Consider the following 26330-nt stretch of genomic DNA (forward strand, 5'->3'; position numbering starts at 1 on the left):
GAGGGATGGTCAAGGTTCCCGAGTATCAATCGGATATTTCGACGCGCCCGATCTTTCAGCAAGACTTGGACGCCAACGCCACGCCGGAAGCTTTCGGCGCGGGCATTGGTCGCGGCATGCAGTCTGCGGCGCGCGGTCTCGATATGGCCGGCGATGCCGTCGCTCGCGTCCAGGAGCTTGAGGATGTGGCTCGCGCCAAGGATGCCGACAATTCCTATTCCGACTGGCTTCGCGAACGCATGTATGGCGACAACGGCTTTATGACGCTGGAGGGCCGCAACGCGATCGATCAGCGCAAAACGTTCGAAGAGGACGCCGCCAACAAGCGCAAGGAATTTGGCAGTAGTCTTTCGGCCGGCGCTGCTCGCGCTTACCAGACCGCATCACAGGCGCGGCTCCAGTCTGTCTATCAGCAATCGATCATCCACACTGCTGGCGAGCGCAAAGCATGGTTCAAGGACGCTTCGGCCGCGCGCGTCCAGACGTTCGCGAACGATGCGCTGGTCAATTTCAACAACCCGTCTGCGGTCAACAAGAACCTCGGGGCGGGCATTATGGAAATCAGGGAGACAGGTGCGCTCCAGGGTTGGGATGCCGACACGCTCAAGCTGCGCGAGAGCGAGTTCACCTCGGGCGTTCACAAGAATATCACTCTCAGGATCGCCCAGGACGATCCTGTCGCCGCAGAAAGCTACATGAAGGCGAACGCAAAGCAGATGACCGGCGCGGATCAATACGCGTTGAGCACGTCGCTTGAAACCGAACTCGTGGCCGAAAAGTCCAAGCGCGAGGCTGAGGCGATCCTGTCGGGCGGTCGCGCCGCCGATGTGCCAGCGGCGTCAGCTGCGGATAGAACCGTTCGCGAGACCGGCCCGACGAAGGCGCGCGGGTTCCTTTACGGTCGCTTGACGGGAGGCAAAGGCAAGGGAAGCGTCGACGGCCTGCGGGAGAGCTTCGCAACCAATCTGGCCGCGATGATGCAGGATGCCCCTCCAGGCATCCGTGAGGGCCTGGGCATCTATTCCGGCTATCGCTCGCCGGAGCACCAGGCGGAGTTATATGCATCGGCGGTCAAGCGGTATGGATCGCCCGCTGCGGCTCGCAAATGGGTCGCGCCTCCAGGCCATTCGCAGCACAATGAAGGCAACGCCGTCGATCTCGCCTATAACGGCCAATCGCTTTCGCATGCGCCGAAAAACGTTGTCGATTGGGTGCATGAGAACGCGGGCAAATACGGTCTCTATTTCCCGATGAAGCATGAGCCGTGGCATGTCGAACCGATGGGAACGCGCGGGTCGGCGGGTTTCGCCGGCACTGTCGCGCCTAGGAGCAACACCGTCGCACCGCGCGCCGTCGCGCCGTCCTATGACGACATCGAGACGAAGCTTGCCGCGATCTCCGATCCTGACGTGCGAGACGCCACGCGCAAGCGGCTCTATTCGGCGTTGGAGGCTCAAAGCAAGGCAGGGGAAGCCCAGGAGAAGCAAGCCAAGGCCGAACTGTGGAAATATATCGATCAGGGGCAGACGCCCGATCAAGTGCCCATGGAGGTTCGCCAAGCGGCCGGTATGGCGGCGGTGTCGTCGGCCTGGGAATACATGAACAAGGCGGCGTCGGGCCGTGCCGTCGATAGCGACGAAACGCTGCTCTATGACATGCGCAAGTACGCCGCGACCAATCCGACCGACTTCGCCGCCTTGGATTTGAACGATTACCGCGACCGTCTGTCGAAAGAGGCGATCAAGGAACTGACCGGAACGCAGACAACGGCGCTGACCGATCAGCGCAAGGCGCGCGAAGACGGGATGACGCTTACGACCGCGTTTTCCCAGGCGCAGAGCCAGCTTGAAGCCGTGGGCATCACAACGACCGGGAAAGAGGATAGCGCGCGCGAGGATGCAGCCAAGCGCGTGGCGCAATTTCAGAACGCCTTGGCCGCGCAAATGGAAGAGTTTAAACGCTCAACCCAAAAATCGCCGAACCAAATGGAAATTCAGTCGATGATCAACCGCCTGCTCTTGCCGGTGGTAATCCGCGATCAGACTGAGCGATCGATCTGGAACCCGCTTAGGACGCCATGGTCTTTGAACGCGACGAGTGAGCGGAGCGGCTTTGCGTTCGAGGCGGGTCAGCGCTCGGACAGCGAGACCGTCGATGTCGTGGTGAAGTACGGCGATATCCCGATTGACCTGCGGCGCGGCATTTCAACCGATCTGGAGCGCGAGCTTGGCCGCAAGCCCAGCGAAGAAGAGGTTGTCCAGCGCTACGAGGATTTCGTTCTCAACCGTTGATCGCTCTGGCGGCAAGCTCGATTTGTGCCGCCAACCAAATTCCAAAGAGGATCAGCGCGACAACGCCGATGCCCTCATTTGTGACGCGCCAGTTGCGCCGCTGTTCTCTCATAGGAATGTGCCCCTAAATGGATACAATCGCGGACTATAACGCCTGGAAAGATAAGCAGCAACAGAGCGGCGTCGGCGCGGCGCAAGTCGTGCTTGGCTCGGTTAACGAGAAGCCCGACGAAATAGCCGGCGATCTGAACCTCGCAAACGAGTTCGGCAAGGCCACAGGCAACCCGGTTCCGCCGCTGCCAATGGTCCGCGAGTACCGGAACGTCTTTCAGCAAAAGATCGAAGAACAGAAGAACAAGACGATCCTGTCCTCTGCGCCGCGCCTGACGGAATGGCTGCGCAGCCCCGACAATGCGGCGCTCGCCCGCGATGATCTGCAAAACCTGTCCTGGTTCGAAGGCTTCGGGCGCGGCGCAACGAACACGCTGGCGCGCTCGGGTGATCGGCTTAGCCAGATGGGCAATCAATTCATGTTCGAACAGACGGCCGGCCGCGACCGCGACCGCTCTAAGCCGTTCGGGCAAATCCTCCAGGAGGAGAAAACCAGTTCCGGCTTGAAGGACATGCAGGGGAACCCGCTTGAGACCTGGACGGGCGCGGAATACCTCGGCGCGTTCGGGCGCTGGGTAGATGCCCGCTACGCCGACATGATCGGCGCGGATGACAACGCGGCTGCGGTGCAATTCGCGGAGGGCGTCAAAGCCAGCCAAGACCGGCTTGCCGCAACGCCAAAATCAGCGACCGCCCAGTCGTTTGAAAAGGCCGCAATCGTCAAGGATGCGACGCCCGGCCAAGCGATTGCCAATTTCGGCACCGCGTTCCTTCAAAACCCGGTAGGCGGTCTGTCGTGGGCTCTGGAGACGGCCGGCGAAAGCGCGCCACAACTCGCGGCGGCGCTCGTAGCTGGCCGGTTCAGCCCGGCGCTGGGCGTTGGCGCTCTCGGCGGCGGCTCCTACGTTACCGAACGATACACCGCGCCGGCCGATTTCCTGGCGGAAAAGGGGATTGATCTCGGCAAGCCTGAGGACGTGCAGCGCGTTCTGTCCGATCCGAAGCTTATGGAGGAAGCGGCAAAGCGCGGCGTTATTCGCGGCGCAATCATTGGCGCGTTCGATCTGCTGTCCGGTGGTCTCGCCGGCAAGGCCGCTTCCCACAATCCCCTTGTCGAGGCGATAGCGCAAAGCGCTCAACAGGCGATCCTCGGCTCTGCCGGCGAATACGGCGCGCGGGTTGCGGCTGGTCAGCCAGTCGACTGGAACGACATCATTGCGGAAGGTGTCGCGGAGATCGCCACCGCGCCCGTTGACATGGGCGTGGCCGGTCGAGAGTTTGCAGCCAATCGGCGCAAGGCCAAGACCGCTGAGGGAACAGTCGCCCAGGTTGGTGAGATATCCGCCAACGCCCAGGCGTCACAGGTGCGCGCTCGCACGCCCGACAAGTTCCGCCAGTTTGTCGAGGCCGCGACCGCGAACGGGCCGGTGGAAAATGTCTATGTCCCGGCCGAACAGTTCTCAACGTACTTCCAAAGCCTCGGCGTCGATCCTTATGCCCTGGTCGATGAACTCGACGGCGTGAGCCGTGACGATCTCGACGTTGCGCTTGCGGGCGGCGGCGATCTGCAAATCCCGACTGCCACCTATGCGGCCAAGATCGCCGGCACCGAACACGACGCCTTCCTCATGGAAAACATGCGGTTCGATCCGAATGAGTTCACGGCGCTGGAGGCCAAGGAGTTCAACGAACGCGCGCAAGACGCGATGGATGAAGCATTCCAAGCCGCTGAGACCGCGCGCCTGGAGGATGAGGGCTCGCGGTCCTTCGAACAGCAAATCTACGACACGATGGTTTCGCGGTTGCGCGAGGCAGGCCGGTCGACAGATGTAGCCACGACTGAGGCCACGCTTTATCCGGCGTTCTATCGCACCATGGCCGAACGCTCGGGGCAGTCGGTCGAAGACTTCATGGCCGCTTATCCGCTGCCGCAGGTGAGCGGATCGATACCGGAAGGCATGCAGTTCCGCGACGTTGACGCCTTGAACCGGACGCTCGCGGAGGCGCGAGCCCGCCGCTCTGCCGGTCTCGACAAGCGGCAATCGCTGCTGGAGTTCATTTCCGACTATGGCGGCATCAATGACGTAGGCGGCAATTTGAAGGCTCGCGATGCTGCCGTGATCAAACGCAAGGGCAAGAAGTCGCTCAAGTTGGCGCGCGGCGGCATTGTGGACGGCGTGCGCGATCTGTTCGGGCAGGCGAGCGGCAAGAAGCACGGCGTTGATGATGTGGCTCAGGCGGCGATTGAGGCCGGCTATCTGGCGAACGATCCGGTGGCGACCGAATACCGCAACGCGGTGAAGGAAGGGCGCGAGGTTCCGAACATCGGCAATGCGCTGCTCGACGCCATCGACCGCGAACTGCGCGGCGAAGCTGACTATGCGGTTCCGGCCGATGCAGCTGCGGCGGATCACTCCGCCCAGCTTGACCAAATCGAGGCGTATCTGTCGAGCCTGGGCGTCGGCCTGGACGATAGCGATGAGGCGATCCGCGCGGCGGTCCAGTCCGATCAGGCTGATGAGGGGCAGAAGTACGGGCAGAGCCGCCCGGCTATCGAGACGCAGGCCTTCAAGCGCTGGTTTGGCAAGAGTAAGGTTGTTGATGACAACGGCGAACCGATGGTTACCTATCACGGTACGCAAGCAAATTTTGATGCGTTTCAACCGTCTAAAGCCGGGAGGCTGGATAGCGGGTTCTTGGGCGAAGGCGTGTATTTTTCATCCAACCCTGACACAGCCAACTATTACGCAAATAGCGGGGTCGACGAGGGACAAAATGTCATTCCTGCTTACCTATCAATTCAAAATCCATATGTTTGGAATGCTAAGACTAGAGGTGTTCGCGGCGTTGTTATGCAGGGCCTTCGCCTGCCAGACGATATCCACGATAAGGTAATGAAGCGAACCGGCTTTTCTTACGACGAGAATGCCGAGTGGGACGCCAACGCCGAACGGCTCATATCGCGCGCCGTGACGGAAGTCCTTAAAGAGCGCGGTTACGATGGCGTCGTGGCCGATGTCGGCGAAGGGGAGCAGGAGATCGTAGCCTTCTCTCCTGAGCAAATCAAATCCGTCAACAATCGCGGCACGTTCGATCCGGCTGATGCGCGGCTCCTGTTCCAATCCGGCGACGTTCGCGGGCCGCGCGGCTCGATCCAGTTCCCAGGCGGCGGCGTCGGCAATGGCGACACGGTTGTTCGCCTGTTTGAAGGCGCGGACCTGTCCACATTCCTGCATGAGAGCGGGCACTACTTCCTGACCGTTCTTCGCGATCTCGCCGCCAAGGGCGAGGCGTCGGCCGCTGGCGACATGGAAAGCGTCAAGGCATGGTGGGGCGAGAATGCCGACGCCGTGGCGAAAGACGGCATGCGCGTTATGCCCGATGTCACCCTGACTGCCGATGACGTGAGCGCGGCGCTCGCCAGCGGAACGACCGGCGATCTGATGAAGGACGCGGCGGTTGATGTCGGCATGCAAGAGCAATGGGCGCGCGGGTTCGAAGCCTATTTGATGGAAGGCAAAGCGCCGTCCATCGAATTGCGCGGCGCGTTCGAAAAATTCCGGTCTTGGCTGATCTCGGTCTATCGCCGGCTGGCTGGCCTCAACGTCACGGTCTCGGACGGCATTCGCGAGGTCTTCGACCGCATGGTTGCCTCGGATGATGAGATCGCCAAAGCCAAGGAGCAGGCCGGCGATCACGGCCCGATATTCGCCACAGCTGACGAAGTGGGCCTGACGCCCGGCGAGTTCGTCTCCTTCCTCAAACTGCGCGATCAGGCTGAGGATGACGCCAAGGCGCGGCTGTTGCGCGAGGCGATGGCTCCAGTAAAGCGCGCGCAAGAGAAGTGGTTCAAGGATGAGCGCGCCAAGGTGCGCGAGGAAGTCGAGCGCCAAGTCAACACCTATCGCTATTATCGCGCATGGGAATGGATGGGCAATCGCCGTTGGTGGGACACCGAAACGAAGCCGGAAGGAATGCCAGATATCCGGCTGTCCAAGGAAATCCTTGTGCAGCGCTATGGCGATGGCGTCTTGAAGACGCTGCCGCGCGGCATGCAAACCATTTACGCGGTCGAGGGCGGGATTGACCCTGACGACGCTGCCGGGTGGTTTGGGTTCGATAGCGGCGATGAGCTTGTCCAGGCTCTCGAAAAGGCTCCGCCGCGCAAGGAGGCGATTGAGGCCGAAACGGACAAGCTCATGCGCGAGCGGCATGGTGACGTACTGACTGACGGCTCAGTCGAGGCGGCGGCGCTCGATGCGCTGCACTCCGACAAGCGCGGCCAATGGATCGCGGCCGAACTCAAGGCCGTTGTCGAGGTCGCCGGGCTCGGCGTCGGCATGACCGCGAAAGAGGCTCGCGCGTCGGCTCGTGCGTCGATTGCCCGCATGCGCGTCCGCGATGCCGTCAATTCCAGCCGGCTTCTCGCCGCCGAACGTAAGGCCGCTGATGAAGCCGCCAAGCTCGGCGCGATGCTGGCGCGCGAAAGCCTATGGATGCAGAACGCCCGTCGCCGGATCGCGACTAAGGCGCGCGCCGCCATGCGTGAGGCCGGCACAGTCGACGCCGTTGCACCTCAGATCGACCGGGCAAATGCTTCGACAGGGAATTACAACGAAACGGTTGCTCGGCTGGTCGAGACCAAGCGCCGCCAACTGATCAATCACGCGCTCTACATGGAAGCGCGTAATGTCGCCGATGAAGTCGAGAAGGCGGAGAATTTTGTTGCCAAGCTCGGCAAGAAGTCGACGCGCGAACGGATCGCGGGCGCTGGCCGGCGCGAGAACGCCCAGGTGGACTATCTCGGCGCTATCGATGAAATCCTTGAGCGTTACGACTTCCGCAAGCTGAGTGGGGCCGCTGAGGGCCGGCGCGGGGCGCTGAACGCGTTTGTCGCCGCAATGACGGCTGCGGGCCGGGAGAATGAGCTTGCCATTCCTGAGGCCGTTCTGAGTGACGCGGCGAGGCGTCCCTACAAAACCCTGCCGGTCGAAGAAATGCGCGGCGTGATCGACAGTCTCAAGAACCTGGAGCACATGGCGACACGCTGGAACAAGCTGATCGACGCGCAAAAGCAGCGCGAGCTTGAGGCGGTCGTGACCGATGTTGTCGCGGCGTTCGACGCGAACATGCCGAAGCGCCCGCCCGGCCGCGTAGGCACCAAGCGCGAGGCGTTGCGCCATTCGGTTCGCCAGTTCTTTGACCTGGTGCTGAACGCCGGCACGATCCTGCGCGAGATCGACGGGTTCAAGGACATGGGCGCGGCCTATCGCAACATCAAGACACCGCTTGATGAGGCGATGGATCGGCTAACCGTGCGCAAGCTGAAAGCAGCAAGCGACCTCGAAAGCCTGTATGCCGTCTATGACAAGGCGGATCGCCGCCGCATGGCCGTCCGGGATCATATCCCCGAACTCGGCTATGCGCTTTCGAAGTGGGAGCGGATCGCCGTTGCGCTCAATCTCGGCAACGCCGGCAATCGGTCGAGGCTCACTGATCCCAAAGTTAGAGGATCCTTGTCTGAGGCTCAAATCGCCGCCGTGATCGCCACGCTCGACGCGAAAGACGCGGCTTTCGTGCAATCGGTGTGGGATTATGTCGGATCGTTCCGTGACGATATCGCCGCTCGCGAGCGCCGCGCCACGGGCGTTGAACCGGATTGGGTCGAGGCAACGCCGGTCGAGATCGCCGGCAAGACGTTGAAGGGCGGCTATTATCCGCTCAAATACGATCCGCGCTTGTCGTCTCGCGCTCGCGATGATGAGGCGAACAACATCGCCCAGGCGCTCCAGGCCGGGCGGTTTGGCAAAGCGCAGACACGGCAAGGGCACCTCAAGGAGCGCGCGCGTTCCTCGGGCCGCGATGTCGAGCTTGATATGTCGGTGCTGCACCGTCACGTCAATCAGGTGATATATGACCTGGAGCTTAGTGAGCCGGTCGCGAACTCCTGGCGCATTCTCCAGAACGGCGAGGTCCGCTCCGCGTTCATGGAAGCCGGAAAGCAGGCCGATTTTGACGCTCTGGAAATCTGGCTAAAGGACGTGGCGGAAGGTGAGTTGAAATCCGCCGATCTGGTCGGCCGCGCGGCCCGCACGCTGAAATCGAACTTCACCGCGGCTAAATTGGCCTTCAACATTTCGACGGTCGCAATGCAGGTGACTGGCCTGTCTCAGTCAATGGTTGTCGTCGGCAAGAAGGATATGGCCGTTGGCATCATGCAAGCGGCGAAAAATCCGATCAGCATGGCGCGCGATATCGCGGCCAAGTCGCCGTTCATGGCGACACGCCAGACCACGTTCAACAAGGATATCTTTGATTTCTATTCCGATCCGAAGACAGGGCCGATCGCCTCGCGTTGGGGCGAGATCAAAGCGGAGATCGTGGGGCCGCTGGCCTTCTGGCTGATGACCAAGACGCAATGGTATCTGGCTGACGTGCCGACATGGCTGGCCGGCTATCGGCAGGGCTTGCGGCAGAACGGCAATGACGAGGCTAAGGCCGTCGCCCATGCTGACGCCGTAGTGAAGCGCGCCCAGGCGTCTGGCCTGTTTGCCGATCGCTCGGCGGTCGAGCGTGGTTCGGTCTCGCGCACCGCGCGCCAAAATGACGTTGTGCGACTGTTTACGGCGCTCGGCTCGTACATGTTCGCCAAGTTCAACGTCGCCTATGAGCGCACGGCCAAGGCCAAGCGTTTAATCGGTCAAGACGGATTTTCCGCGCGGTCGGCGCAAGAGGCGCTTTCCTGGACCCTGGATATGGCGTTCCTGTTCACGCTTGAGGCTATTGTGGGCGCGGCGATCCGTGGCCGGCTACCCGACGACGAAGACGACGACGATGACGGCTGGGCGGCGTTCCTCGCCAAGCAAACAGCGTTTTCCGTCATGGCGACGATCCCAGGCGTTCGCGATGTCGCTGGACCGCTGCAAGGCTTCGGCGGCGGCGGCTCTTATGGAGCGGTCACTGAGGAAATCGGAAAGCCGCTCGTGGAAGGCGCGAAGTCGATCGAAGACGGCGAGGTTCGCCGCCAGTTCCTCAAGTCGGTCATCAATGCGACCGGCCTCGCAACCGGCCTGCCGGCCACTCAGATAAACCGCGCCGTTGACGCCGCATGGCGAGAGGCTGAGGGCAAGGACGTTTCTCCGCTCGAATACCTTCTTGGCCGGATTGGGAAATAACTATCGGCTCCTATCGTGCTTGAAACCTTTTGAGCGCGAGATCACATGACTGTTCCAAGCGATGCCAACCGTTCCGGTCCTTACAACGGGAACGGGGTGACGACAGCCTTTGATTATGACTTTCGGATCATCAAGGACAGTCATATCCGAGTGGTCAAGACGGTCACCGCAACCGGTGTCGAGACGACGCTAACGCTGGGCAGCGATTACACCGTTTCAGGCGTTGGCGATCCGGGCGGAGGTCAGGTCACCGCGCTTGTCGCCCCATCCGCTGGCGAGACGATAACGCTTCTGCGCAAGGTTCCATTCACCCAGGAAACCGATCTCGAAAATCAAGGGGCGTATTACGCCGAAACGGTAGAGGCGGCATTTGATCTTGCTGCTATGCGCGACCAGGAATTGCAGGAGCAAGTCAGTCGCGCGGTCCTTCTGCCTCCCGCGGAAAACCCCGATCAACTAGACGGGTTGGTCGCCGACATTCTCAGGCTTGCGGCAAGCGCTGACAATATCGATGAGGTCGCCGACAACATCGACCTTTTGGAAGATGTTGTCGCCAACATGCCGGCGATTATCGCCGCGCCGGATGCGGCCGCAGCCGCCGCTGCATCCGCTGGCGCTGCGGCAGGATCAGCCGGAGCCGCCGCCGCCTCAGCCGCCGCCGCCAGCGGCTCGGCAGCGGCTGCAAGCGGCTCGGCGACCACCGCGACAACCAAAGCGCTTCTCGCTCAAGCATGGGCTGAGGGTACGCTCCCTGGCGGGGCCGGCACGCAGTCCTCGAAGGAATGGGCGGCGCAGGCGGCATCGCTCTTTGCAGGAGGCTATACAGCATCGACAATACCTGCTGCGGCAATCGCGGCCATTAAGGCGCTCAACACTGCGACGTTTCCAATCGCCTATCGGAAGGATGCCGGCAAAGAGGGCTTTTACGAATGGGACGCCACAGTTGATAGCCAGAGATCGAAAGGCGATCTGATCGAGGAATACGATTATATCTCGCCTAATACGGCTGTTAACGGTGCCTACAAGCGGGTGAATTTCTCAACGAATGAACAGAAGGCGATCAACAAGGCGCTCAACGAAAGGCCGTTTGAGGCTCCACCGGAAGTCATCGACACTTTTAACGCGATTGTTCCTCGGTCGCCTTACTATGGCCGGCAGGTCAATTGGAACAGCAAGTCAGAAGACCTAACCGACGTACACTATGCCAAGGACACGCTAACGCTTGTGGCTGGTGATACTGTCAAATGGCAGGGAATTACGCTCCAGCGCATCACCAACACGGGCGGTTTTGGTGGTACGCGCATCCGCGATTTGAGGGGGTCTGATTATCCTTTGATCCCCGGCAAACGATACCTTGCGTCTGTCGTGGCGTGGGCTCCGTTCATCGAAACGGATAGCGAAGGGATCGAGGGACCGTGGAACCGCTTCATGTGGCTTCAATCTGTCGCGAACGGCAACACGTTCGGTAGCGGCGCAAAACTGCTCGGGCCGGTTCCTCGCCGAATTTCGATCCTGATCGAGGCCGACACGACCACGACGTTTAAAGTGGTGGCCGATCCTCGTCTTAGCCTTTCGGCACAGACCGGCAGTTCAACCTCGTTTGGATGGTATTATCCAAACTTTCCGCTCGGCGGTGCTGCGCCGGCTCCGATGGATATTTACATCGGCGGAATGCAAATCGAGGAAGCGCCAAATCAGACCGAAAAAACCGGCATCGTCACGCTTGGAACATCGATCGACGTTGGCGGCGGCGGTGCTGGCATCGGCGCAATGTGGACTTCTGGACGTGGCTGGCCGCGCTGGCTTGAGGGCTTGTTGAACGTCCCGATCTATTGCGCGTCCGTCGGCGGTCAATCTTCGGCGACCATCCTCGCCCGCTTCGATACTGACGTCGCACCGCTTGCCGCAAGCGCGCGGGATATCGTTCTCTGTCACAACGTCAATGATTTTTCGACCGGCTTCAATAGCGCGACCTATCGTTCGAACTGGCAGCAAATCAACGATAAAGCCGTGCTTGCCGGTTTCCGGGTCATTCACATGACCATTCAGCGGCGTTCCGTGTATGACTATGCGAACGGTGCCGCCGATCTGGAAGCAGAAAACGCTTACATCAAAGCAACTTACCCCTTCGTGATCGAGCGCGATAAGGTGCTGCAAGACGCGTTTAATGCCAATCTCCTAAACAGGTTCTATGAGAGCGACGGCATTCATCAAAGCCACAGGGCAAACCGCGCTTTCGCCTTCATGCTCTTTCACGAATACCGGCATTTCTTCCCGTTCGACAATGCGCAGCCTGGCCCGTATCAGGTCACGGTAAACGACAACGCCAAGGTCCAAAGCTTTGGGAGTCCGTCTTGGCTCAATCGCCGGTGGGCAACGAGGGTCGACGCCTCGGGCTCGATCACGTCAATCCGGGACACAGAAAAGGCGACCGCTCCAATCTTGGTGTTTGAGGGTGCGGCCGGAAGCGCGAAAGTTTTCCAGTTGCCATGCGCCAATTATCAGCGTGCGGCGGAGCGGGTTAACACCGACGTGCAGACACAGACGATCATCAACGCCACGAGCGACAACCAAGACGTTTCCATCCAGTATTATTCGCGCGATGTCGCTGACGCTCTCACGTCTTATGGTTCGGTTTTTCTCATCCGTCCTGGCGAAAGCGCCACGCTGATGACGGATGGAACTGCCACCTGGCGGGCCGATCTTGGCGGGAGCGCGAAACAGCAGACGATTGCAACCGATGTCAACGTGACGCTCCTGCCCGCGAACAACTCGCCGGAAGTGCGCCACACGGGAACGCTGACGGCCAATCGCACGCTCACGCTGTCGACGACAGGCGCGCTCGCCGGGAAAACGAGGTTCAAGGTTACTCGGACGGGTGCCGGCGCTTTCAATCTCAGTGTGGGCGGGCTGAAAGACCTAGTGCAAAACACTTGGTGCGAGGTCGTTTACGACGGCGCTGCCTATTATCTCTCGGCCTATGGCGCGTTGTAATTCAGGGACGCTGTTCCATCTGGAAACAATACGGATCGGCATTTCGCCATTGCCCGCGAAAGGCCGGTCTGTCCCTCTTTGTTCAGGTGGATAACGTCTCGATACCCGCTATCGGCGATGAAGTGAGCGTCATCTATAATCAGAACGCTGCTCACCCCACTAACGATATCTGAATAGCCGTCGCCGCGAATGCCTGAACTGTTTTCCAGCCTATCCGCGTGGGTGATAACGCAAACCGGAATGTTGAGGCGGGTCATGCGCGCTATGGCCGCAAGGGCGCTTTTTGCCGCTGGCCTGACAATCTCCTTCGGTGCTTCCCTCCAGGGCATATATCGAGGGAGGTAGCGGGAGGCCGCTTCCGATAGGGCAAACCAAGGCGTTTCGGTCGGATGCGTTGCTGGATTTAATGCTGCAAAACTTGGCACGTCGCCCGCGTCGTGAGTGGACAGCACAAGGATAAGCATGTCGGCGTTGAAGGTCCCGAACTGGTTGATATATGCTTCTTCGTTTTGCGGTCCCCAACTCCCGGCAGAAGCATTCAGGTAAAGCGCGCCGTCGACCGACAGGATGTCCGTCGCGAGTTCGGCTTGGTCAGTAAGTGCCCCGCCACCTATGACGGAATCGCCGACGACCAATGCGCGAAACTCGCCACTCGGCTTTTCGATTGGAAAATCGGAGCTTCGCATCCCAAACTTGTTGATCAGCACATGATTTCCGAAGCGATATAAATCCTGATTCGGAGCCCACATGTATTCGATGGTCGGGTGAGTTATCGATAGCGGCGGCGTTCCGAGGCCGAGATAATATCGGCAGAACAGTTCGCCGCAGACCAGCGTCCAAAAGCAGACGCCCAATGCCGCGACCGATGCAGCGACACGACCGCAGCCGACGCCGCGCCCTTTAACGTGAAGTTTCATGAAGTCTTGCCCCGAGCCCACGATCTTCTTAGCTGGTCTAGTTAGATGTGGTCAACCTTTCGCCTCTAGCTACATTGTTCCAGTAGCCGCGCGGAGACTGGTCTATTGGCAGACATCAATGACGTGATGGTGGCGCTCGGGCGCGTTCAAGAGGGCGTCAACCGATTGCGCGAAGACTTCGGCGACGAAAAGCGCCTCGCGCATGAAAGCCGGGCCGTCATTCATCACCGGCTTGACGAGCAAGGCCACGAGATCGCCAGCCTTAGGACAGACATGGCAATCGCCGGCAAGGTCGACGCCCAGGTGCGAGACGAGATCAAGGCGCTCGCTGGAAAGGTCGAAGCCAACCAAAATGAAGTTCTCCCGTCCGTCCAGGACTGGAAGCGCATGAAGACAATCGGCGTCGGGATCGCTGGGCTCCTGGCGATCGGAGGCTTGTCATTCGGTGCGATGCTCATGTGGGCCGGCGATGCAGCTGCAACAGCTGTTCGGCACTGGCTGCGGATCACCTGATTTTCGCGGCAACTCTTACGGGCGCATGGTCTCCCGCCAAACCGGAGATCGCGCCATGACCAAGACCTTGCGCCGCTGGCGCACCTGGATTTTCAACCTTGCCGCTGCCGGCGCTCTTGCCTTGCCGGATATCCTGCAACAGCTTGGCGGCGTCTATTGGGGCGATATCATCCCGCCGAAGTATCTCGCGTACTTCACGATTTTCGTTGTCCTCATCAATATCATGATGCGCCCGCGCGCCGCCGTGCTGCCCGATGACGACGAAGTGAGGCGGAAATGATCGCCGGGTTGCTTGCCGCTGTTTCTGGGCGGGCGCTGTGGATCGCTATGGCGGTCTTGGCTGGGTTTGCTCTGGTCGGCGGCGTGTTCCTGTATGGGCGTTCAGTGGAAGCCCAGGCGGGCCGCGTGTCGGCCCTGGAAGATACCGTCAAGGCTTACAGGAAAAGGAACGATGTCGATGCGACTGTACGGAACATGGATGCTGCTGATTTGTGCGCTGAGCTCGGCGGGTTGCCAGACGACTGCAAGCAATTGCGCGGGGTGGAATAAGATCAACGTCAAGCCCGCGACGGCTGTTTATCTGGCCGGTAACGACGCGGTGGCAGGGCAGGGGATCGCCGGTCATAACCGGTTCGGCGTGGGTCAAGGCTGCTGGAATTAGCGGCGGCGCGATCCTGTCGCGTTGTCCCTGACCAAGACCTCGCCAATCGGCAGGCGTCCGGTCTCGCGCAAATTCGTGAGCGCCTTCCTCGGCGGCATGTAAGAGCGCCGGCCCGGCCGCTGCTCCTGGTCCTCTTGCTGCCAGCGCAATTCTAGGCGGCACATTTCAGCCCATATGCCTAGCAGCTTCGCTTGATCGCGCTCGCGGCGCATGGCGCGGAATAGATCGTACATTTCCGCGCCTCGCTTCATGCGGCGATTGTTGAAACCAATGCGGCATGTGGTGCAGCAAAATTCGCGGCCCGCCTTGCGGTCATTCCAGAGCTTTCCGCATTCAAGGCAACCGATGTGCCGGATGGTCATGTGTTGCGCTCCTGATGCGATAAGGGCACTGACGTTTAAACGCGTCAGCGCCCTCATGTTGCATACTGTTGCGAAGAACGCAACAGTATTATGCTGCCTTAGACTTTTTGTCCTTCTTCAAGAACTCCGGTACGTCTGCATCGGCGGCCGGCTCGGGCTTCGCCTCGGGCTCGGGATCGGGCTTCTGCTCATCGGAAGTCGTGCCTCCTGACGTTTCCGTCGAGGTCGACTGTGAGACCGAAGTACCATTTGATCCGGACAAAGGGGCGGCATCCTCGATCCTCCGCGTCTTCTGCTCGGTCTTCACGTCCTCGACGGTCGCGGCCTTCAAGAGCTCCGAATAGTCGCCGGTCTCATGCGCCGTCTTGACGATGCTGAGCGCTTCGAACTGCTCATTCAATGTCTTGCCGGTTTGCAGAAAGGCCCGGATGGTGATTGCAATTCCAGTCTGGTTTGCCATGTGGATTATCTCCGTTGCTGGCGTTGGTGATGAAGTGCGGCCGTGATTGGCCGTTTACCGATAGGATTTGAACTCGGCGACAGGCTTTACAGGGTACGTGCCACCGGTCTGCACCCTCCACCATGCGCGGAACGCGTCGGTGCCGTCGGGCTCGCTCATGACCATAAGGAGGCTTGGCGCGAGAGGGCCGCGAAAGTGCAGCAATTCGAGATAGATATCAGCGCCCTCGGCGATGGCCTTTCTCTGCTCGTCGGTGAGAGAAAAGCGAGAGATCGCGCTATCTCCGCCCCTGCCCGGCAGGGTTCGAAGCGGGCGATACTGCGGTTGATGTTTCGCGTAGACCGTTTCGAACTGCTCAAGCCCGACGACGACGGGTCCATCATGGGGATCAAGAACGTCAAACATTTCGCTGCTTTTCCTTTGGCTGGCGTTGGTGGTTACTTGGCGATGAAGGCGCGGACTGCTGCGTCCTTGGCCTCCAGAAGCTTGTTGAGCGCCATTGTGCGCTGCTGGTTGCGGGGTAGCTTGCGAACGATGTCCTCGGCCATCTGGCTGAACGGGCGGCTGATCTCCTTTAGTGTTGGCGGGAGGTGAGAGAATTCGAAGAACTGCATGACATGCTCGGGGGGCGGCTCGTCTTTGGGTCCCTCAACCGCCCATATCTCGACAAGATCGAACGGGCTTACGGTGCGGTCCGCGTGGTAATGGCCGTCTTTGGTGTAGGACCGGCCAAGAAAGAAATAGGTTCCATCCTGGCTGGCGCGCACCGGGCCGACCTGGTTCCCGTTGCGGCTGCGATAGGTCTTTCCGTCTTCGATCTGCATCATTATCCCCTGAGCATTTTCGACGTGGCCTTGATCTTGTGGTGAGCAAGGATTGCCAAGCTTTCGTCGTTGTGATGAAGGCCGGCGATCCTATCCAGTTCGCCGGCCAATTGCCTGAGTTCATAGGCGGCGATCGCGATCTCGACCTTGCCGCCTGTGCGGATTTCGACGCGGGAAAATCCGGGGATGGTGTCGACGCTCATATGTCATCCCCCGGCCGCTGGTCGGGACCGTCATAGTCGATGATCTCGCCCGTCTCGCCGTCATAGGCTTCGCCGTCCTCGGTGCGCTCTGGCTCGGGCTTCGGCTTGGCCGTCTGCTTCGGCGTCACGTCCTTGAGCGCCGCAGCCGCGCCGCCTCGCTTCTTGGCGGTCGCAGCAGGGGTGTTGGCGGGCGCTGTCTCGGCGTCGATGTCGAACGTGTAATCTTCATCGATCCGCTCTGCGGCTTGCTGTAGACGGTCCTCGCGGTCGCTGCTTGCCGGCAGGTATTTGGACAGGCGGCGGAACACCGTCTTGCGCGCCATTTCGCTCCAGTCGGTCGCCCAGGGCGTTGACTTGATCTTCTTGGCGACGAATGCCTTCCATGCGTCGGAACGGTCGCGGATGCGGTTCACGTCCGCAACCGTCATCACGTCATGGATGACGCCGCCGTCCTTGAACTCGGCTAAGGCATAGACGGCATAGACTTCGCCGCGATCTGACTTGAGGTCGATCTTGTGAATGATCGGCTCGCCGGATCGCGTCGGCTGGTAGTCGAACAGGTCGTTCATGCGAACGCTCTCGACCACAAGGCTTTTCAGGACGCCGCTGTTGTAAGCGAGCTTGAGAAGCCCGCGCATCATCGGGCGATATTGCACGTCGCCGTTATAGTCGATGACAAGCGCGGCCTCGCGCCCGTCCAGGATCAGGCCATCAGCTGCGGCCTTGGTGCAGGCAGCGAGCAAGGAGCCGGTGTTCTTCACCTTGTCGATGTTGCGCGTGAGGGCAATCGCCGTCTGCGCGGTGCGAACGAACTTGTCGGCAGTGATGTGGCCGGGAAGCGCCTTGCCGAACTCGACGCCCATGCGGGCGATGTCCTGCTTAAGCGCGGGAAGGGTGGCGATCTGGTTCATTGATCTCTCTCAGAAGGGCAGCGGCGCGATCTTTGACCGTGCCGGCTGCGGTTTCTTTGACTTGCTCCAGAACTGAAACAGCAATGGCGCGGTTGCGGCTTGGATCGGCGCGGCGATAGAAATACGCCGCGCACCAAAATTTTCGGGTTCGGCCGGCGAGGGTCAGCGTCACGCCGCTTCCTCGCCGTCCATTCCGTTCGGCGCTTCGGTGAGCCGGTAGGCCCAACGCTTGAACGAAAGCTCCTGCACGCCGTCACCATATGCCGGCCAATGGTTGGCCTTGACGCATTCGGCATAGGTGTCGAGCGCCTTGCGCATGACGGCGCGGCCTTCTTCCACGATGGACGGCGGAAGCTCGTACACGCCGAAGGCGTAGGGAGATTTCTTTTCCCAGGCGAGGAATACAAAGCCCTCGACGCTGCGGCCCAAGGTCCGCCAGCCGTCCGAATAGATTGCTTCCTGCGCATGATATCCGTAGTTGGTCACGCTTCGAGCGAAGGCGTCAGGGTGCGCGCTTAGCGCCGATTTGAGGTCAACGATGATGCCCAGGTCGGCGCGGTAAAGGTCGGGACGGCAGCGGCAAATCATGCCGGTCGCCGGATCGATCCAGTAGCCGGATGCCTCGATCTCAGGCTTTCCGCCCGTGATGATCGAATTGACCCAGGCGTCGGCGTGAACGGCGTCACGCATTGCAAGCACTTCGTCATAGGCCGAAGCGACCAGAAGCGTCTTGTCCTCGCTCTGGCAAAATTCTTCGGCGTCGGTCCACTTGTTGCCGCGACGGTCGACCGGCCCGCGAAACACGCGCTTCTCGAAAGTCTCCGGCTCCAGGATCGCAATATGCGCAGCTGTGCCAAAGTCTCTGTTGGCCTTGACTTGCGTGCTCTCTTCATCCTTGGCCGGAGGGGATTTGTAGTGAGCCGGCGATTGCGAATGGATCGTCCAAAGGCCAGACTTAGAAACGCCTGGGCCTGAGTGGTAAGCTTCGTTCGGAACGCCCTGATAGATGCCCGGCTTGAAGCCTTTCGGGATTGCGTTCATGCGTGTTGCTCCTTCTGTTGCGTCGTTGCTATGATCGCAACAATAAGCGCAACAATGCGCAACGGTCAATAGGCTGAATTTCAGGATTTCAGAATTTAATCGATTGACGAGATGTGGCGATGCGTGCGTTAACCGCAACAGTTGCTCGCATCCTCCCTGAGCGACCGCTAAAACGCCCGGCCCGGTTCCTCCCCGCGTCGGGCGTCTTTCTTTCGGCGGTTCACGATCTCAACCGTCTCGCGATCACAGTGGCCGCGCAGACTGCTCAATCCTGATCGAAAGGGAAAACCTATGCGCTACATGAGATCGTTCTATTCGGGGTATATGTTCGTCGCCGCCGCGATCGGTGCGTTCTTCACGCTGGACTGGCTCGACGCCCGCGCTTCGCTGGACTTCGAAGCGCTCCGCTCCGAAGCGCCCGACAATCCCGCGCCGCTGGCACGGTTCCGCGCCTTCATCGCGCGCGCGCTCCGACATGCCTGCTTCACTGCCGGCTATTTCGACCCCGGGCGATCCTTCGCCTAATCGGTTGAATGGTGCTGAAACGGGAAAGCCCGCCAGTTAGGCGGGCTTTTTCTATGGGATCATCGCCAAGACAGGCGTTGCCGCTTCTAGCGAAACTTCCATCGGTTCGCCCGTCGCGCTGATCACGCTTGCCTCTCCAGTCTTCCTGGCGCGCTCGATCTTGGCGAGGAACTGTTCCCCACTACGAGCCCGGCAGATCGACAGGGCACCGATCGCAGCAGGATCGATGCTCTCGGTATCCCGAAACAGAACTACAGCGTCATCCATAACGGACATCGGCCCGCTCAAGGCGCGTATTTGCGCGCCAACGATTCGGCTATTCCCGTGAACCGTTATCGACGCATGGGCGCGGTCGATCACGGCCTGCGGTAGTGGCTTTGGGTCCGCAAGCCTTTGCATAATTCCACGCTCGTCAATGGTTGCCGCAAGCAAGATGCTCGCCGGCCGCTCGTCCAGGGTAATCGACACCCCGGAGTGAGTGAGAACGTCAGCAATGGAAGCGTCTAGAAATCTTGCGATCTCGTTGGCTTCTTCCATCTTCATCTTTCGTTGACCTGAAAGCATCCGCGAGACTGCGGACGCATCAACTCCCAGATGACGGGCAAGACCGCGAACGGACTTTCCCGTCTCCGCCAGCTTATCGATGAACCATACTTTATCGATAGCCGGTCTCTCCATGGTTCTTTGCATGCTCTTTACACCGGGTTGCGCGATTCGAAAATCCCGCCGCGTTAACAATGTTGCACCTTTCGCAACAAACAGCAAGGCAGGCAAGCGGACTAGGCCGGATTGGTAGGTTGTGGTTAATCGGATTATTTTGGTTAACCTCCGGTTGAGGCATCTTGACGATGTGAAAATCGCAACGTATTGTTGTGAAACATGCATCAAAAGGAGACACCTCACTTGTCGGAACCCCTCAAAACTCCGTGGCAGAAGGTGCATGCGAAGTTCGGCATGTCGCCTGCGCAGCTTGCCCGTGTCCTCAAACGGCACAGGTCCAAGATCAGCCGGGCGCTGCGCGACGAAAAAGGACTGATCAGCGGCAAGGATCAAGAACTGATCATTGAAGTCGCGTCGGCCTACGGCATCCCGCTTACGTCTGACGATCTGACGCCGGAAGTCCAATGAGCGGTGAGGCGCGACCGGCCTTAACGCTGGCTCAGCAGGCGGATTTTGTCGATGGCCTGCTGCTGCACTGCACGGCGCTTGGTGGCGTGATTGCCGGCGAAACTCACCTGACGATTACAGCTAGCGAGGCTGAGGATTTGTTGCTGCTCGGCGCGCGTCTGCGGCGGATGGCTCCGCATGAGACGGCGATCAAGCGCCTGGTTATCGGGAGAAACTAAATGGGATTTTTCAAACAAGTCGATGGTGAGGCGGCAATCGTCATCATCAACGGCGTTTTCAAACAGGTCGATCTCTATGAGCGCGACGGCAACCTGTACGCCAAGACGGCGGGCGGCTTCGTTCGCCTGATGGCTGACGGCTCGACAAGCAAGGCCAAGATGAGCCTCAACTATATGTCCTGGAACGGTGCTCTGATGCGCGACAGCATGGGCCGGCTCTGCACATCTGCCGCACCGGGAGCGCAGCCGCTTGAGGCTCCTAAGGCGCAACTGTTGCTCGGCGCGCCGGCCGAATGATCACGCTGCGCGAAGATCAGGAGGACGTTCGGGCAAAACTGCGGATCGCGCTGCGTTCGCATGCGTCGGTCCTTGCTTATGCTCCTACCGGCTTCGGCAAGACCGTCCTCGCGGCGGCGCTGATCAAGCTGATTATAGCGGCCGGAAAGCGCGTGATCTTCTGCGTTCACCGCGTCGATCTGATCACGCAAACGGCCAAGACCTTTGAGAAGTTCGGAATTCCGTTCTCCTATATCGCGGCCGGCTACCACTATAACCCGTATCACCGGGTGTTCATCGCCTCGATTGCTTCGCTGAAAAACCGGCTTGGCAAGATCCCCGCGGATTACGTCATGGTCGATGAGGCGCACCTGTCGGCGGCTGCTGGATGGGCGGCGGTCGCGCTGCACTACAAGGAAACCGGCGCGCGCCTGATCGGTTACACCGGATCGCCTGAGCGCTTGGACGGCAAGCCGCTGGGCGATGTGTGGGATACGATGGTCCTCGGCCCGACGCCGCGCTGGCTGATCGACAACGGGCACCTCTCCAGATACCGCGCATTCTCTCCTGCCGGTCTTGATCTGAGCGGCCTACACGTGCGCGGCGGCGAGTTCGTCGCATCCGAGCTTGACGATCTGATGTCGGGCAAGGCGGTCCTTTCGAACGCCGTCAAGCACTGGCGCAAGTATGCCCTCGGCAAGCGCACGATTGGCTTTGCTCCATCGGTCGCGAGCGCCGAACGTCTCGCCGCCACGTTCCGTGAAAACGGGATCGTCGCCGTAGCGCTAGACGGCAACACGCCACAGCCTGACCGGGTGTCCGCGTTCAATGCCTTCGCTGACCGGCAGATTGATCTGATCATAAATTGCCAACTGTTCTGCGAGGGCTTCGACCTGGCAGCGCAAGTTGACCGGCCAGTCACCATTGAGGCGGTGCTTGACAACTCGCCCTCCCAATCGCGGGCGCGCCACCTCCAGAAGCACGGGCGCGGGCTGCGCCAGGACGGGACAGGCGTGCCGCATATTCTGCTCGATCTGGTCGGCGGCTTCGCTCGCCTTGGTCTGCCAGATCAAGAGTTTGAGTGGTCGCTTGAGGGCAATAAAAAAGCCTCGCGCGAGGAACTGACAATGACGTGCGTGAAGTGCTTTTGCTCGCACGATCCCGCGCCGAAATGCCCCGACTGCGGCTTGGTCTATCCGGTCAAGAAACGCGATGCCGTTGGCGGCAGTCGCGTCATTGATGAGGTCGAGGGCGAGCTAGAAGAAATCGACCTGGAGGCCGTGAGGCGCGAGCGTAAGCGGCAGCACGATGAGGAAGCGCGCCAGCTTGCGGCTGACATCAAGGCCGGACGAACCGACGATCTCGACGCCGGCATCAAGAAGCAACTGAAAATCCTGCTCGAAACGACAACGGCGAAAAAATCAAAGTCCCCTGAAAAATGGGCGGCTCACGTTCTGACGGCGAGGCTTGCGAAAAAGGCGGAAAGGCAAGGGGAATACCGATGATGATGAACCATGCAACTCTGAAACTCTCACCGATTGATTGCCCGTGCTGCAAACAGCGCGTGACCGTTCCGTCGCTGGAAATCGTGATCGATCGCTACAAGGTCACGCCGCTGGAGGCGCGCATTCTCGGCGCGGTCTGGCGCGGCAAGGGCATGCCCGTAATGACCGAAAGAATTTTTGACGCCATGTACTCCGACGATCCCGATGGCGGGCCGTCGCCGACGCGCATGTACGCCGCTTTCAAGGTGGCGCTCTGCCACCTTCGGGCTCGCTTGGCCGGGTCCGGTATCACTGTTGAAAACGTGGGTTACCGCCAAGGGTATCGCCTCATCCTGGGAGTTCATTGAAATGGCCGGCTCACTCAACAAGGTAACGCTGATCGGCAACCTCGGGGCCGATCCCGAAGTCAGAAACCTCAACAGCGGCGTTGCGGTTGCGAATTTCTCTATCGCCACATCCGAAAGCTGGAAAGACAAGAACAGCGGCGAGAAGAAAGAGCGCACCGAATGGCACCGCGTCGTTGTCTGGAATGACGGGCTGATAAGTGTCATCGAAAAATACGTCAAAAAGGGCAGCAAGGTCTACGTCGAAGGCGAGTTGCAAACTCGCAAATGGGAAAAGGACGGCGTTGACCATTACTCGACTGAGGTTGTTCTGACGGGGTTCGATTGCAAGCTCATCCTCCTGGGCGATAGCGGCGGCGGATCGCGTGCGTCCGATCAGAACGGCAATGCTGACAGGCCGGGCAACAAGAGCGGCGGTTATGCCTCGCAATCGGGCGGCACAGCGCGGCAAGGCGAGGGCGAGAGCTTCAAGCGGAACAGCGGCAGTGCTCGCAATGCGAACCATGACCATGGCTCGCGAGAGCTTGACGACGAAATTCCGTTCTGATGGCTGAGGCTGATCTTATGCGCCGGCTGCAAAAGCTCGCGTCCTCTCTCGGGGCGCGGCTTTTCAGGCAGCAAGTCGGCATGGCCTGGGTCGGGAACAAGGTCGAGCGCGGCCCCGGTCGCTTCGCCCTCGGACCGGGCGATGTCGTGATCCGCAACGCTCGCCCTTTCCATGCTGGCGTGGCTGGAATGTCTGACCTGGGCGGCTGGGTTCCGGTCGAGATCACGCCTGACATGATCGGCTCAACCGTCGCCGTTTACGCTCAGGTCGAGGTGAAGGAAAACGGCAGACCATCGGCGGAGCAAATCGCTTGGATCGAGGCCGTGAACAATGCGGGCGGGAAGGCGGGCATTGCCCGCAACGATGCGGACTTAAACCACATCCTCTGGCGCTAATCGTTCCCTAAGTTTTTATGCAAATCGTCGGGTTGCCTCTTGCGATTTGCTCCATGCGTTGTGATTATCGCAACATGCAAATCAGTTGGTGGGATTTTCAAATGGCTTCCGATGTCGAGCGTCTACGGCGCGACGTTTCTCTACCCGCCACTGTCGAAAGCTTCGGCGTCACGCTGGAGAAAGACGGCGATGAATGGATTGCCTGCTGTCCCTTCCACGGCGACGACACGCCGTCATTTACGATCTTCAAGGGCAAGGATAACGTCGAGCGGTTCCAGTGCTTCGGCTGCGGCGAGCGCGGCGACGTTCTCGATTTCGTTCAAGGGATCAAGGGCGTCGATCTCAAAGAGGCGATCCGCATCTTGGGGGGTGGTAAGGCCGGGCCGAACGTCGCGCCGCGCACGGTCGAGGTGCGCGACGTTTACGCGGGGATCGTGCCATTGCATCCTGCCGGTGAGATCGTCGCCGGACGCAAGGTCAACCTGTACAATCCCAAGCGCGCCGGCACTGACCGCGAATGGGGATCGTTCGCCCCGTCAATGGTGTTCCCGTATCACCGCATTGACGGCTCGCTGATCGGCTATGTCCTGCGCCACGATCTACCAGACGGCGGCAAGGAAACGCCGATGGTGATGTGGGTTCGCCTGCCGAACGGCAAGGAATGCTGGTCGCGCTTTCCCTTCCCGAAGCCGCGCCCGCTCTACGGGCTGCGCGATCTGCGCGATGGGCAAGTGATCGTTGTCGAGGGCGAGAAGTGCAAGGACAAGCTTGCCGCCAGGAGCGGGCGCAACGTGGTCTCCTGGGCGGGCGGAACCTATGGAGTTACTCACGCGGATTGGTCGCCGCTCGCTGAGCGCTCGGTTGTGATCTGGCCGGATGACGACGCGCCCGGCCTAAAGACGGCCTGCGATATCGCGGCCTATCTGGTCGGCCTCGGGTGCTCGGTCAAGCTCATGCACCGAGACGCGAAATGAGCGGGTGCCCTTGCTGCGGATTTCGGGACGGTAGCGGCAACCCGTTGGAGATCGTGAAGACGCTTCGCCTGACCAATACAGAGCGCGCGATGTTCGGCGTGTTCGCCAGAAGCTTCGGGCGCTTCCTGTCGTCTCGCGAGATCGTTGATGGAACCTATGCTAACGATCCGAATGGCGGACCGATAAACGCCGACAACTGCATTGCGGTCGCGCTCGTGAAATTTAGAAAGAAGCTCGGGGCGGTTGGTTTGGAGATCGACGCTGTTCCTGGGCCGGGCGGCGGTCGCCGCATGGTGTGGGCAAAGACCGGACGCGCTGCCAAGAAATGACTTACTCATTCGAAGACTGGCAGGCAGGAAAGCAGCCGAAAAAGGGCTGGGACTGCGCCGACGCCATTGATGACGGCTGGACCAAGGATCAGCTTGACGCGTTCATGCGCGCCACGGCTCGCCAGTGGGTGCCGGCGCAACAGAAACCGGCAGGCGAGGCCGCTGAGAGCGTTTCGCCCGATCCCGCTCCTTCGCAGCCTGCCGGACCGTCCTCGCCGGCTCCTGAGCCCCAAGCGTGGGCGGTAGAGCATGATCGCGCTGTTGAGCGCGACCGCGTCACGCGCGAGGCTCGCACGACGCAGCAAGCCCAGCCAGAAAGCGCGACCGTCACTCAGTTGCACACGCGCAAGACGGTCAAGGCTGATGACAACTGGCAACTCGAACTGATCTGCAATGAGGAAGGCAAGGTCAAGCCGGGCGCTACCAAGAATTGGGCGCTGTTCCTCGAGAACCATAAGGACATGGAAGGCGTGTTCGCCTTCGACGCGTTCAAGCTTCGCGTCATGCTCCAGCTTCCGCCGCCGTGGGCTCCGAAAGGCGCGTCCTGGGAGCCGCGACCGATCCAGGATCGCGACTATAGCGAGGCGGTCATGTGGCTCGAGGGACGCTACATGACGCCAAAAGCTTCGAATATCGCGGCTGTGATCCAGACCGTCGCCGAACATTCGAGCTTCGACCGGCTGACTGATTACCTGGAGGGCCTGGAGTGGGACGGCAAGGCGCGCGTGAAGATGTTCGCCAATGACTACCTCGGTTGCGTCGGCGACAATTACGCGCCGATTGTCAGTGAACGTTGGCTGATCTCCAGCGTGGCGCGCGGCCTCAAGCCGGGCTGCAAGGTCGACACGATGCCGATCATTGAGGGGCCGCAAGGGCTGCGCAAGTCGACCGCGATCCGGGCTCTTTATGGCGACGAGTTCTTTACCGACGAACTGTCTGACATCGGGTCCAAGGATGCGATGATGGAACTGCAAGGGGTGTGGGGGCTTGAGGTCGCGGAAATGCATCGGTTCTCCGCCGCAGAAACCAACTCGGTCAAGAAGTTCTTGACGCGCCAGACGGATCGCTTTCGCCCGCCTTATGGTCGCTCTGTTATTGAAGCGCCGCGCCGCGTCGTTCTCAACGGAACGATCAACCCGGAAGGAAATCCATATCTGCGCGATCCTACTGGCGCGCGTCGGTTCTGGCCGCTGGAGGCGCGCAAGATCGACATCGACGCAATCCATCGTGACCGCGATCAGATTTGGGCTGAGGCCGTGGCGCTGTTCAAGTCCGGTGCGCGTTGGTGGGTGCAAGAGGAAGAACAGCAAGCGGTCGAGACCGAACAGGAAAAGCGAACTGACGTTGACGTGTGGGTCGATCACATTGCGCCGATGCTCAAGACCCGAACATCAATCACGCAACTCGAGATTTTCGAAGCGCTAGGCATTCCGAAAAAGGATGCAGATTGGAAGCACTCAAACCGCGTCGGGCGGATCATGAAAAAGCTAGGATGGGTGTCCGGTCGAGACCGCAAAGACGGCGAGGATCGGATCGTGTTCCGCAATCAGAAACCCGACTTGCTGTCATATGCCGACGAAAAACTAGACTGGTGAAATGAAAGAGCCGCGAGCCGGCTCATTCCGG

28 protein-coding genes are annotated in these 26330 nt (G+C 60.2%); 17 read left to right on the forward strand and 11 right to left on the reverse strand.

The genetic code is table 11. The features are described 5' to 3' along the window. Nucleotides 1-5 precede the first annotated feature (5 nt). Nucleotides 6-2291 carry a D-alanyl-D-alanine carboxypeptidase family protein gene (locus tag NKI97_RS12690; protein ID WP_352834414.1) on the forward strand — a complete coding sequence of 762 codons (2286 nt, stop codon included), beginning with the start codon at nt 6-8 and terminating at the stop codon, nt 2289-2291. On the opposite strand, the gene NKI97_RS12695 is transcribed toward NKI97_RS12690, so the two are convergent. Then, complete coding sequence (locus NKI97_RS12695) at nt 2281-2403, reverse strand: hypothetical protein (RefSeq protein ID WP_352834417.1); 123 nt, start codon at nt 2401-2403, stop codon at nt 2281-2283. The two genes, NKI97_RS12690 and NKI97_RS12695, sit on opposite strands and share 11 nt — an antisense overlap. A gap of 16 nt (nt 2404-2419) precedes the next feature. Between NKI97_RS12695 and NKI97_RS12700 the strand changes: the two genes are divergently transcribed. Beyond that, nucleotides 2420-9577: an ADP-ribosyltransferase-containing protein gene (locus NKI97_RS12700; protein ID WP_352834420.1), complete on the forward strand. Its 7158-nt coding sequence runs from the start codon at nt 2420-2422 to the stop codon at nt 9575-9577. 45 nt (nt 9578-9622) lie between these two features. Next, a complete protein-coding gene (locus NKI97_RS12705; RefSeq protein WP_352834423.1) occupies nt 9623-12571 on the forward strand; it encodes an SGNH/GDSL hydrolase family protein in 2949 nt (982 codons plus the stop codon). Here NKI97_RS12705 and NKI97_RS12710 read toward each other — a convergent pair. After that, nucleotides 12556-13488, reverse strand: a complete 933-nt coding sequence (locus tag NKI97_RS12710) for a hypothetical protein (RefSeq protein ID WP_352834425.1) — start codon at nt 13486-13488, stop codon at nt 12556-12558. The genes NKI97_RS12705 and NKI97_RS12710 overlap by 16 nt on opposite strands. 105 nt (nt 13489-13593) lie before the next feature. Here NKI97_RS12710 and NKI97_RS12715 point away from each other — a divergent pair, with 105 nt between their 5' ends. Genes NKI97_RS12715 through NKI97_RS12725 form a run of 3 tightly spaced genes read left to right on the forward strand, consistent with a single transcriptional unit; the run spans nt 13594 to nt 14550 of the window. After that, nucleotides 13594-14001 carry a DUF1515 domain-containing protein gene (locus tag NKI97_RS12715; protein WP_352834428.1) on the forward strand — a complete coding sequence of 136 codons (408 nt, stop codon included), beginning with the start codon at nt 13594-13596 and terminating at the stop codon, nt 13999-14001. A 55-nt stretch (nt 14002-14056) separates the two neighbouring features. Beyond that, complete coding sequence (locus tag NKI97_RS12720; protein WP_352834431.1) at nt 14057-14281, forward strand: hypothetical protein; 225 nt, start codon at nt 14057-14059, stop codon at nt 14279-14281. Next, nucleotides 14278-14550 (forward strand): hypothetical protein, encoded by a 273-nt coding sequence (locus NKI97_RS12725; protein ID WP_352834434.1) that lies wholly within the window; start codon nt 14278-14280, stop codon nt 14548-14550. The genes NKI97_RS12720 and NKI97_RS12725 overlap by 4 nt, the downstream gene beginning before the upstream one ends. Before the next feature lie 108 nt (nt 14551-14658). On the opposite strand, the gene NKI97_RS12730 is transcribed toward NKI97_RS12725, so the two are convergent. The 8 genes from NKI97_RS12730 to NKI97_RS12765 are packed head-to-tail and all read right to left on the reverse strand — an operon-like array spanning nt 14659 to nt 18463. After that, on the reverse strand, nt 14659-15081 hold the full coding sequence (locus NKI97_RS12730; RefSeq protein ID WP_352834437.1) for a hypothetical protein: 423 nt from the start codon (nt 15079-15081) through the stop codon (nt 14659-14661). 31 nt (nt 15082-15112) lie between these two features. Continuing rightward, nucleotides 15113-15484, reverse strand: a complete 372-nt coding sequence (locus NKI97_RS12735; RefSeq protein ID WP_352834439.1) for a hypothetical protein — start codon at nt 15482-15484, stop codon at nt 15113-15115. A 54-nt stretch (nt 15485-15538) separates the two neighbouring features. Further along, nucleotides 15539-15889: a hypothetical protein gene (locus tag NKI97_RS12740; protein WP_352834442.1), complete on the reverse strand. Its 351-nt coding sequence runs from the start codon at nt 15887-15889 to the stop codon at nt 15539-15541. 32 nt (nt 15890-15921) lie between these two features. Further along, a complete protein-coding gene (locus NKI97_RS12745) occupies nt 15922-16311 on the reverse strand; it encodes a hypothetical protein (RefSeq protein ID WP_352834444.1) in 390 nt (129 codons plus the stop codon). After that, nucleotides 16311-16511 carry a hypothetical protein gene (locus tag NKI97_RS12750; RefSeq protein WP_352834446.1) on the reverse strand — a complete coding sequence of 67 codons (201 nt, stop codon included), beginning with the start codon at nt 16509-16511 and terminating at the stop codon, nt 16311-16313. Before NKI97_RS12750 ends, NKI97_RS12745 begins: the two co-directional genes overlap by 1 nt. Further along, complete coding sequence (locus NKI97_RS12755; RefSeq protein ID WP_352834449.1) at nt 16508-17422, reverse strand: recombinase RecT; 915 nt, start codon at nt 17420-17422, stop codon at nt 16508-16510. Before NKI97_RS12755 ends, NKI97_RS12750 begins: the two co-directional genes overlap by 4 nt. Then, a complete protein-coding gene (locus tag NKI97_RS12760; RefSeq protein ID WP_352834451.1) occupies nt 17391-17594 on the reverse strand; it encodes a hypothetical protein in 204 nt (67 codons plus the stop codon). The genes NKI97_RS12755 and NKI97_RS12760 overlap by 32 nt, the downstream gene beginning before the upstream one ends. Continuing rightward, on the reverse strand, nt 17591-18463 hold the full coding sequence (locus tag NKI97_RS12765; protein ID WP_352834454.1) for a PD-(D/E)XK nuclease-like domain-containing protein: 873 nt from the start codon (nt 18461-18463) through the stop codon (nt 17591-17593). Before NKI97_RS12765 ends, NKI97_RS12760 begins: the two co-directional genes overlap by 4 nt. Nucleotides 18464-18754: 291 nt before the next feature. Here NKI97_RS12765 and NKI97_RS12770 point away from each other — a divergent pair, with 291 nt between their 5' ends. After that, complete coding sequence (locus tag NKI97_RS12770) at nt 18755-18988, forward strand: hypothetical protein (protein ID WP_352834457.1); 234 nt, start codon at nt 18755-18757, stop codon at nt 18986-18988. Nucleotides 18989-19039: 51 nt separating this feature from the next. On the opposite strand, the gene NKI97_RS12775 is transcribed toward NKI97_RS12770, so the two are convergent. Then, complete coding sequence (locus tag NKI97_RS12775; protein ID WP_352834460.1) at nt 19040-19762, reverse strand: helix-turn-helix domain-containing protein; 723 nt, start codon at nt 19760-19762, stop codon at nt 19040-19042. A gap of 129 nt (nt 19763-19891) precedes the next feature. Here NKI97_RS12775 and NKI97_RS12780 point away from each other — a divergent pair, with 129 nt between their 5' ends. The 10 genes from NKI97_RS12780 to NKI97_RS12825 are packed head-to-tail and all read left to right on the forward strand — an operon-like array spanning nt 19892 to nt 26299. Further along, a complete protein-coding gene (locus tag NKI97_RS12780) occupies nt 19892-20116 on the forward strand; it encodes a helix-turn-helix domain-containing protein (RefSeq protein WP_352834463.1) in 225 nt (74 codons plus the stop codon). Further along, on the forward strand, nt 20113-20334 hold the full coding sequence (locus NKI97_RS12785; RefSeq protein ID WP_352834466.1) for a hypothetical protein: 222 nt from the start codon (nt 20113-20115) through the stop codon (nt 20332-20334). Before NKI97_RS12780 ends, NKI97_RS12785 begins: the two co-directional genes overlap by 4 nt. Beyond that, nucleotides 20335-20631, forward strand: coding sequence for a hypothetical protein (locus NKI97_RS12790; RefSeq protein ID WP_352834469.1), 297 nt, complete (start codon nt 20335-20337; stop codon nt 20629-20631). Then, the gene (locus NKI97_RS12795; protein ID WP_352834472.1) at nt 20628-22115 is read left to right on the forward strand and encodes a DEAD/DEAH box helicase; all 1488 of its coding nucleotides are present in this window, start codon (nt 20628-20630) and stop codon (nt 22113-22115) included. The genes NKI97_RS12790 and NKI97_RS12795 overlap by 4 nt, the downstream gene beginning before the upstream one ends. After that, entirely contained in the window at nt 22112-22462 is a 351-nt protein-coding gene (locus NKI97_RS12800) for a hypothetical protein (RefSeq protein ID WP_352834474.1), read from the forward strand. Before NKI97_RS12795 ends, NKI97_RS12800 begins: the two co-directional genes overlap by 4 nt. A gap of 1 nt (nt 22463) precedes the next feature. Then, nucleotides 22464-23006 carry a single-stranded DNA-binding protein gene (ssb, locus tag NKI97_RS12805; protein ID WP_352834477.1) on the forward strand — a complete coding sequence of 181 codons (543 nt, stop codon included), beginning with the start codon at nt 22464-22466 and terminating at the stop codon, nt 23004-23006. Then, nucleotides 23006-23401, forward strand: a complete 396-nt coding sequence (locus NKI97_RS12810) for a VRR-NUC domain-containing protein (RefSeq protein ID WP_352834479.1) — start codon at nt 23006-23008, stop codon at nt 23399-23401. The genes ssb and NKI97_RS12810 overlap by 1 nt, the downstream gene beginning before the upstream one ends. A 17-nt stretch (nt 23402-23418) precedes the next feature. Further along, complete coding sequence (locus NKI97_RS12815; RefSeq protein ID WP_352834481.1) at nt 23419-24375, forward strand: CHC2 zinc finger domain-containing protein; 957 nt, start codon at nt 23419-23421, stop codon at nt 24373-24375. A 53-nt stretch (nt 24376-24428) separates the two neighbouring features. Continuing rightward, entirely contained in the window at nt 24429-24704 is a 276-nt protein-coding gene (locus NKI97_RS12820; protein ID WP_352834484.1) for a hypothetical protein, read from the forward strand. Then, on the forward strand, nt 24671-26299 hold the full coding sequence (locus NKI97_RS12825; protein WP_352834486.1) for a virulence-associated E family protein: 1629 nt from the start codon (nt 24671-24673) through the stop codon (nt 26297-26299). The genes NKI97_RS12820 and NKI97_RS12825 overlap by 34 nt, the downstream gene beginning before the upstream one ends. The last annotated feature ends 31 nt before the right edge of the window (nt 26300-26330 follow it).

Source organism: Mesorhizobium sp. M0296 (genome assembly GCF_040321675.1).
Classification (GTDB): domain Bacteria; phylum Pseudomonadota; class Alphaproteobacteria; order Rhizobiales; family Rhizobiaceae; genus Mesorhizobium.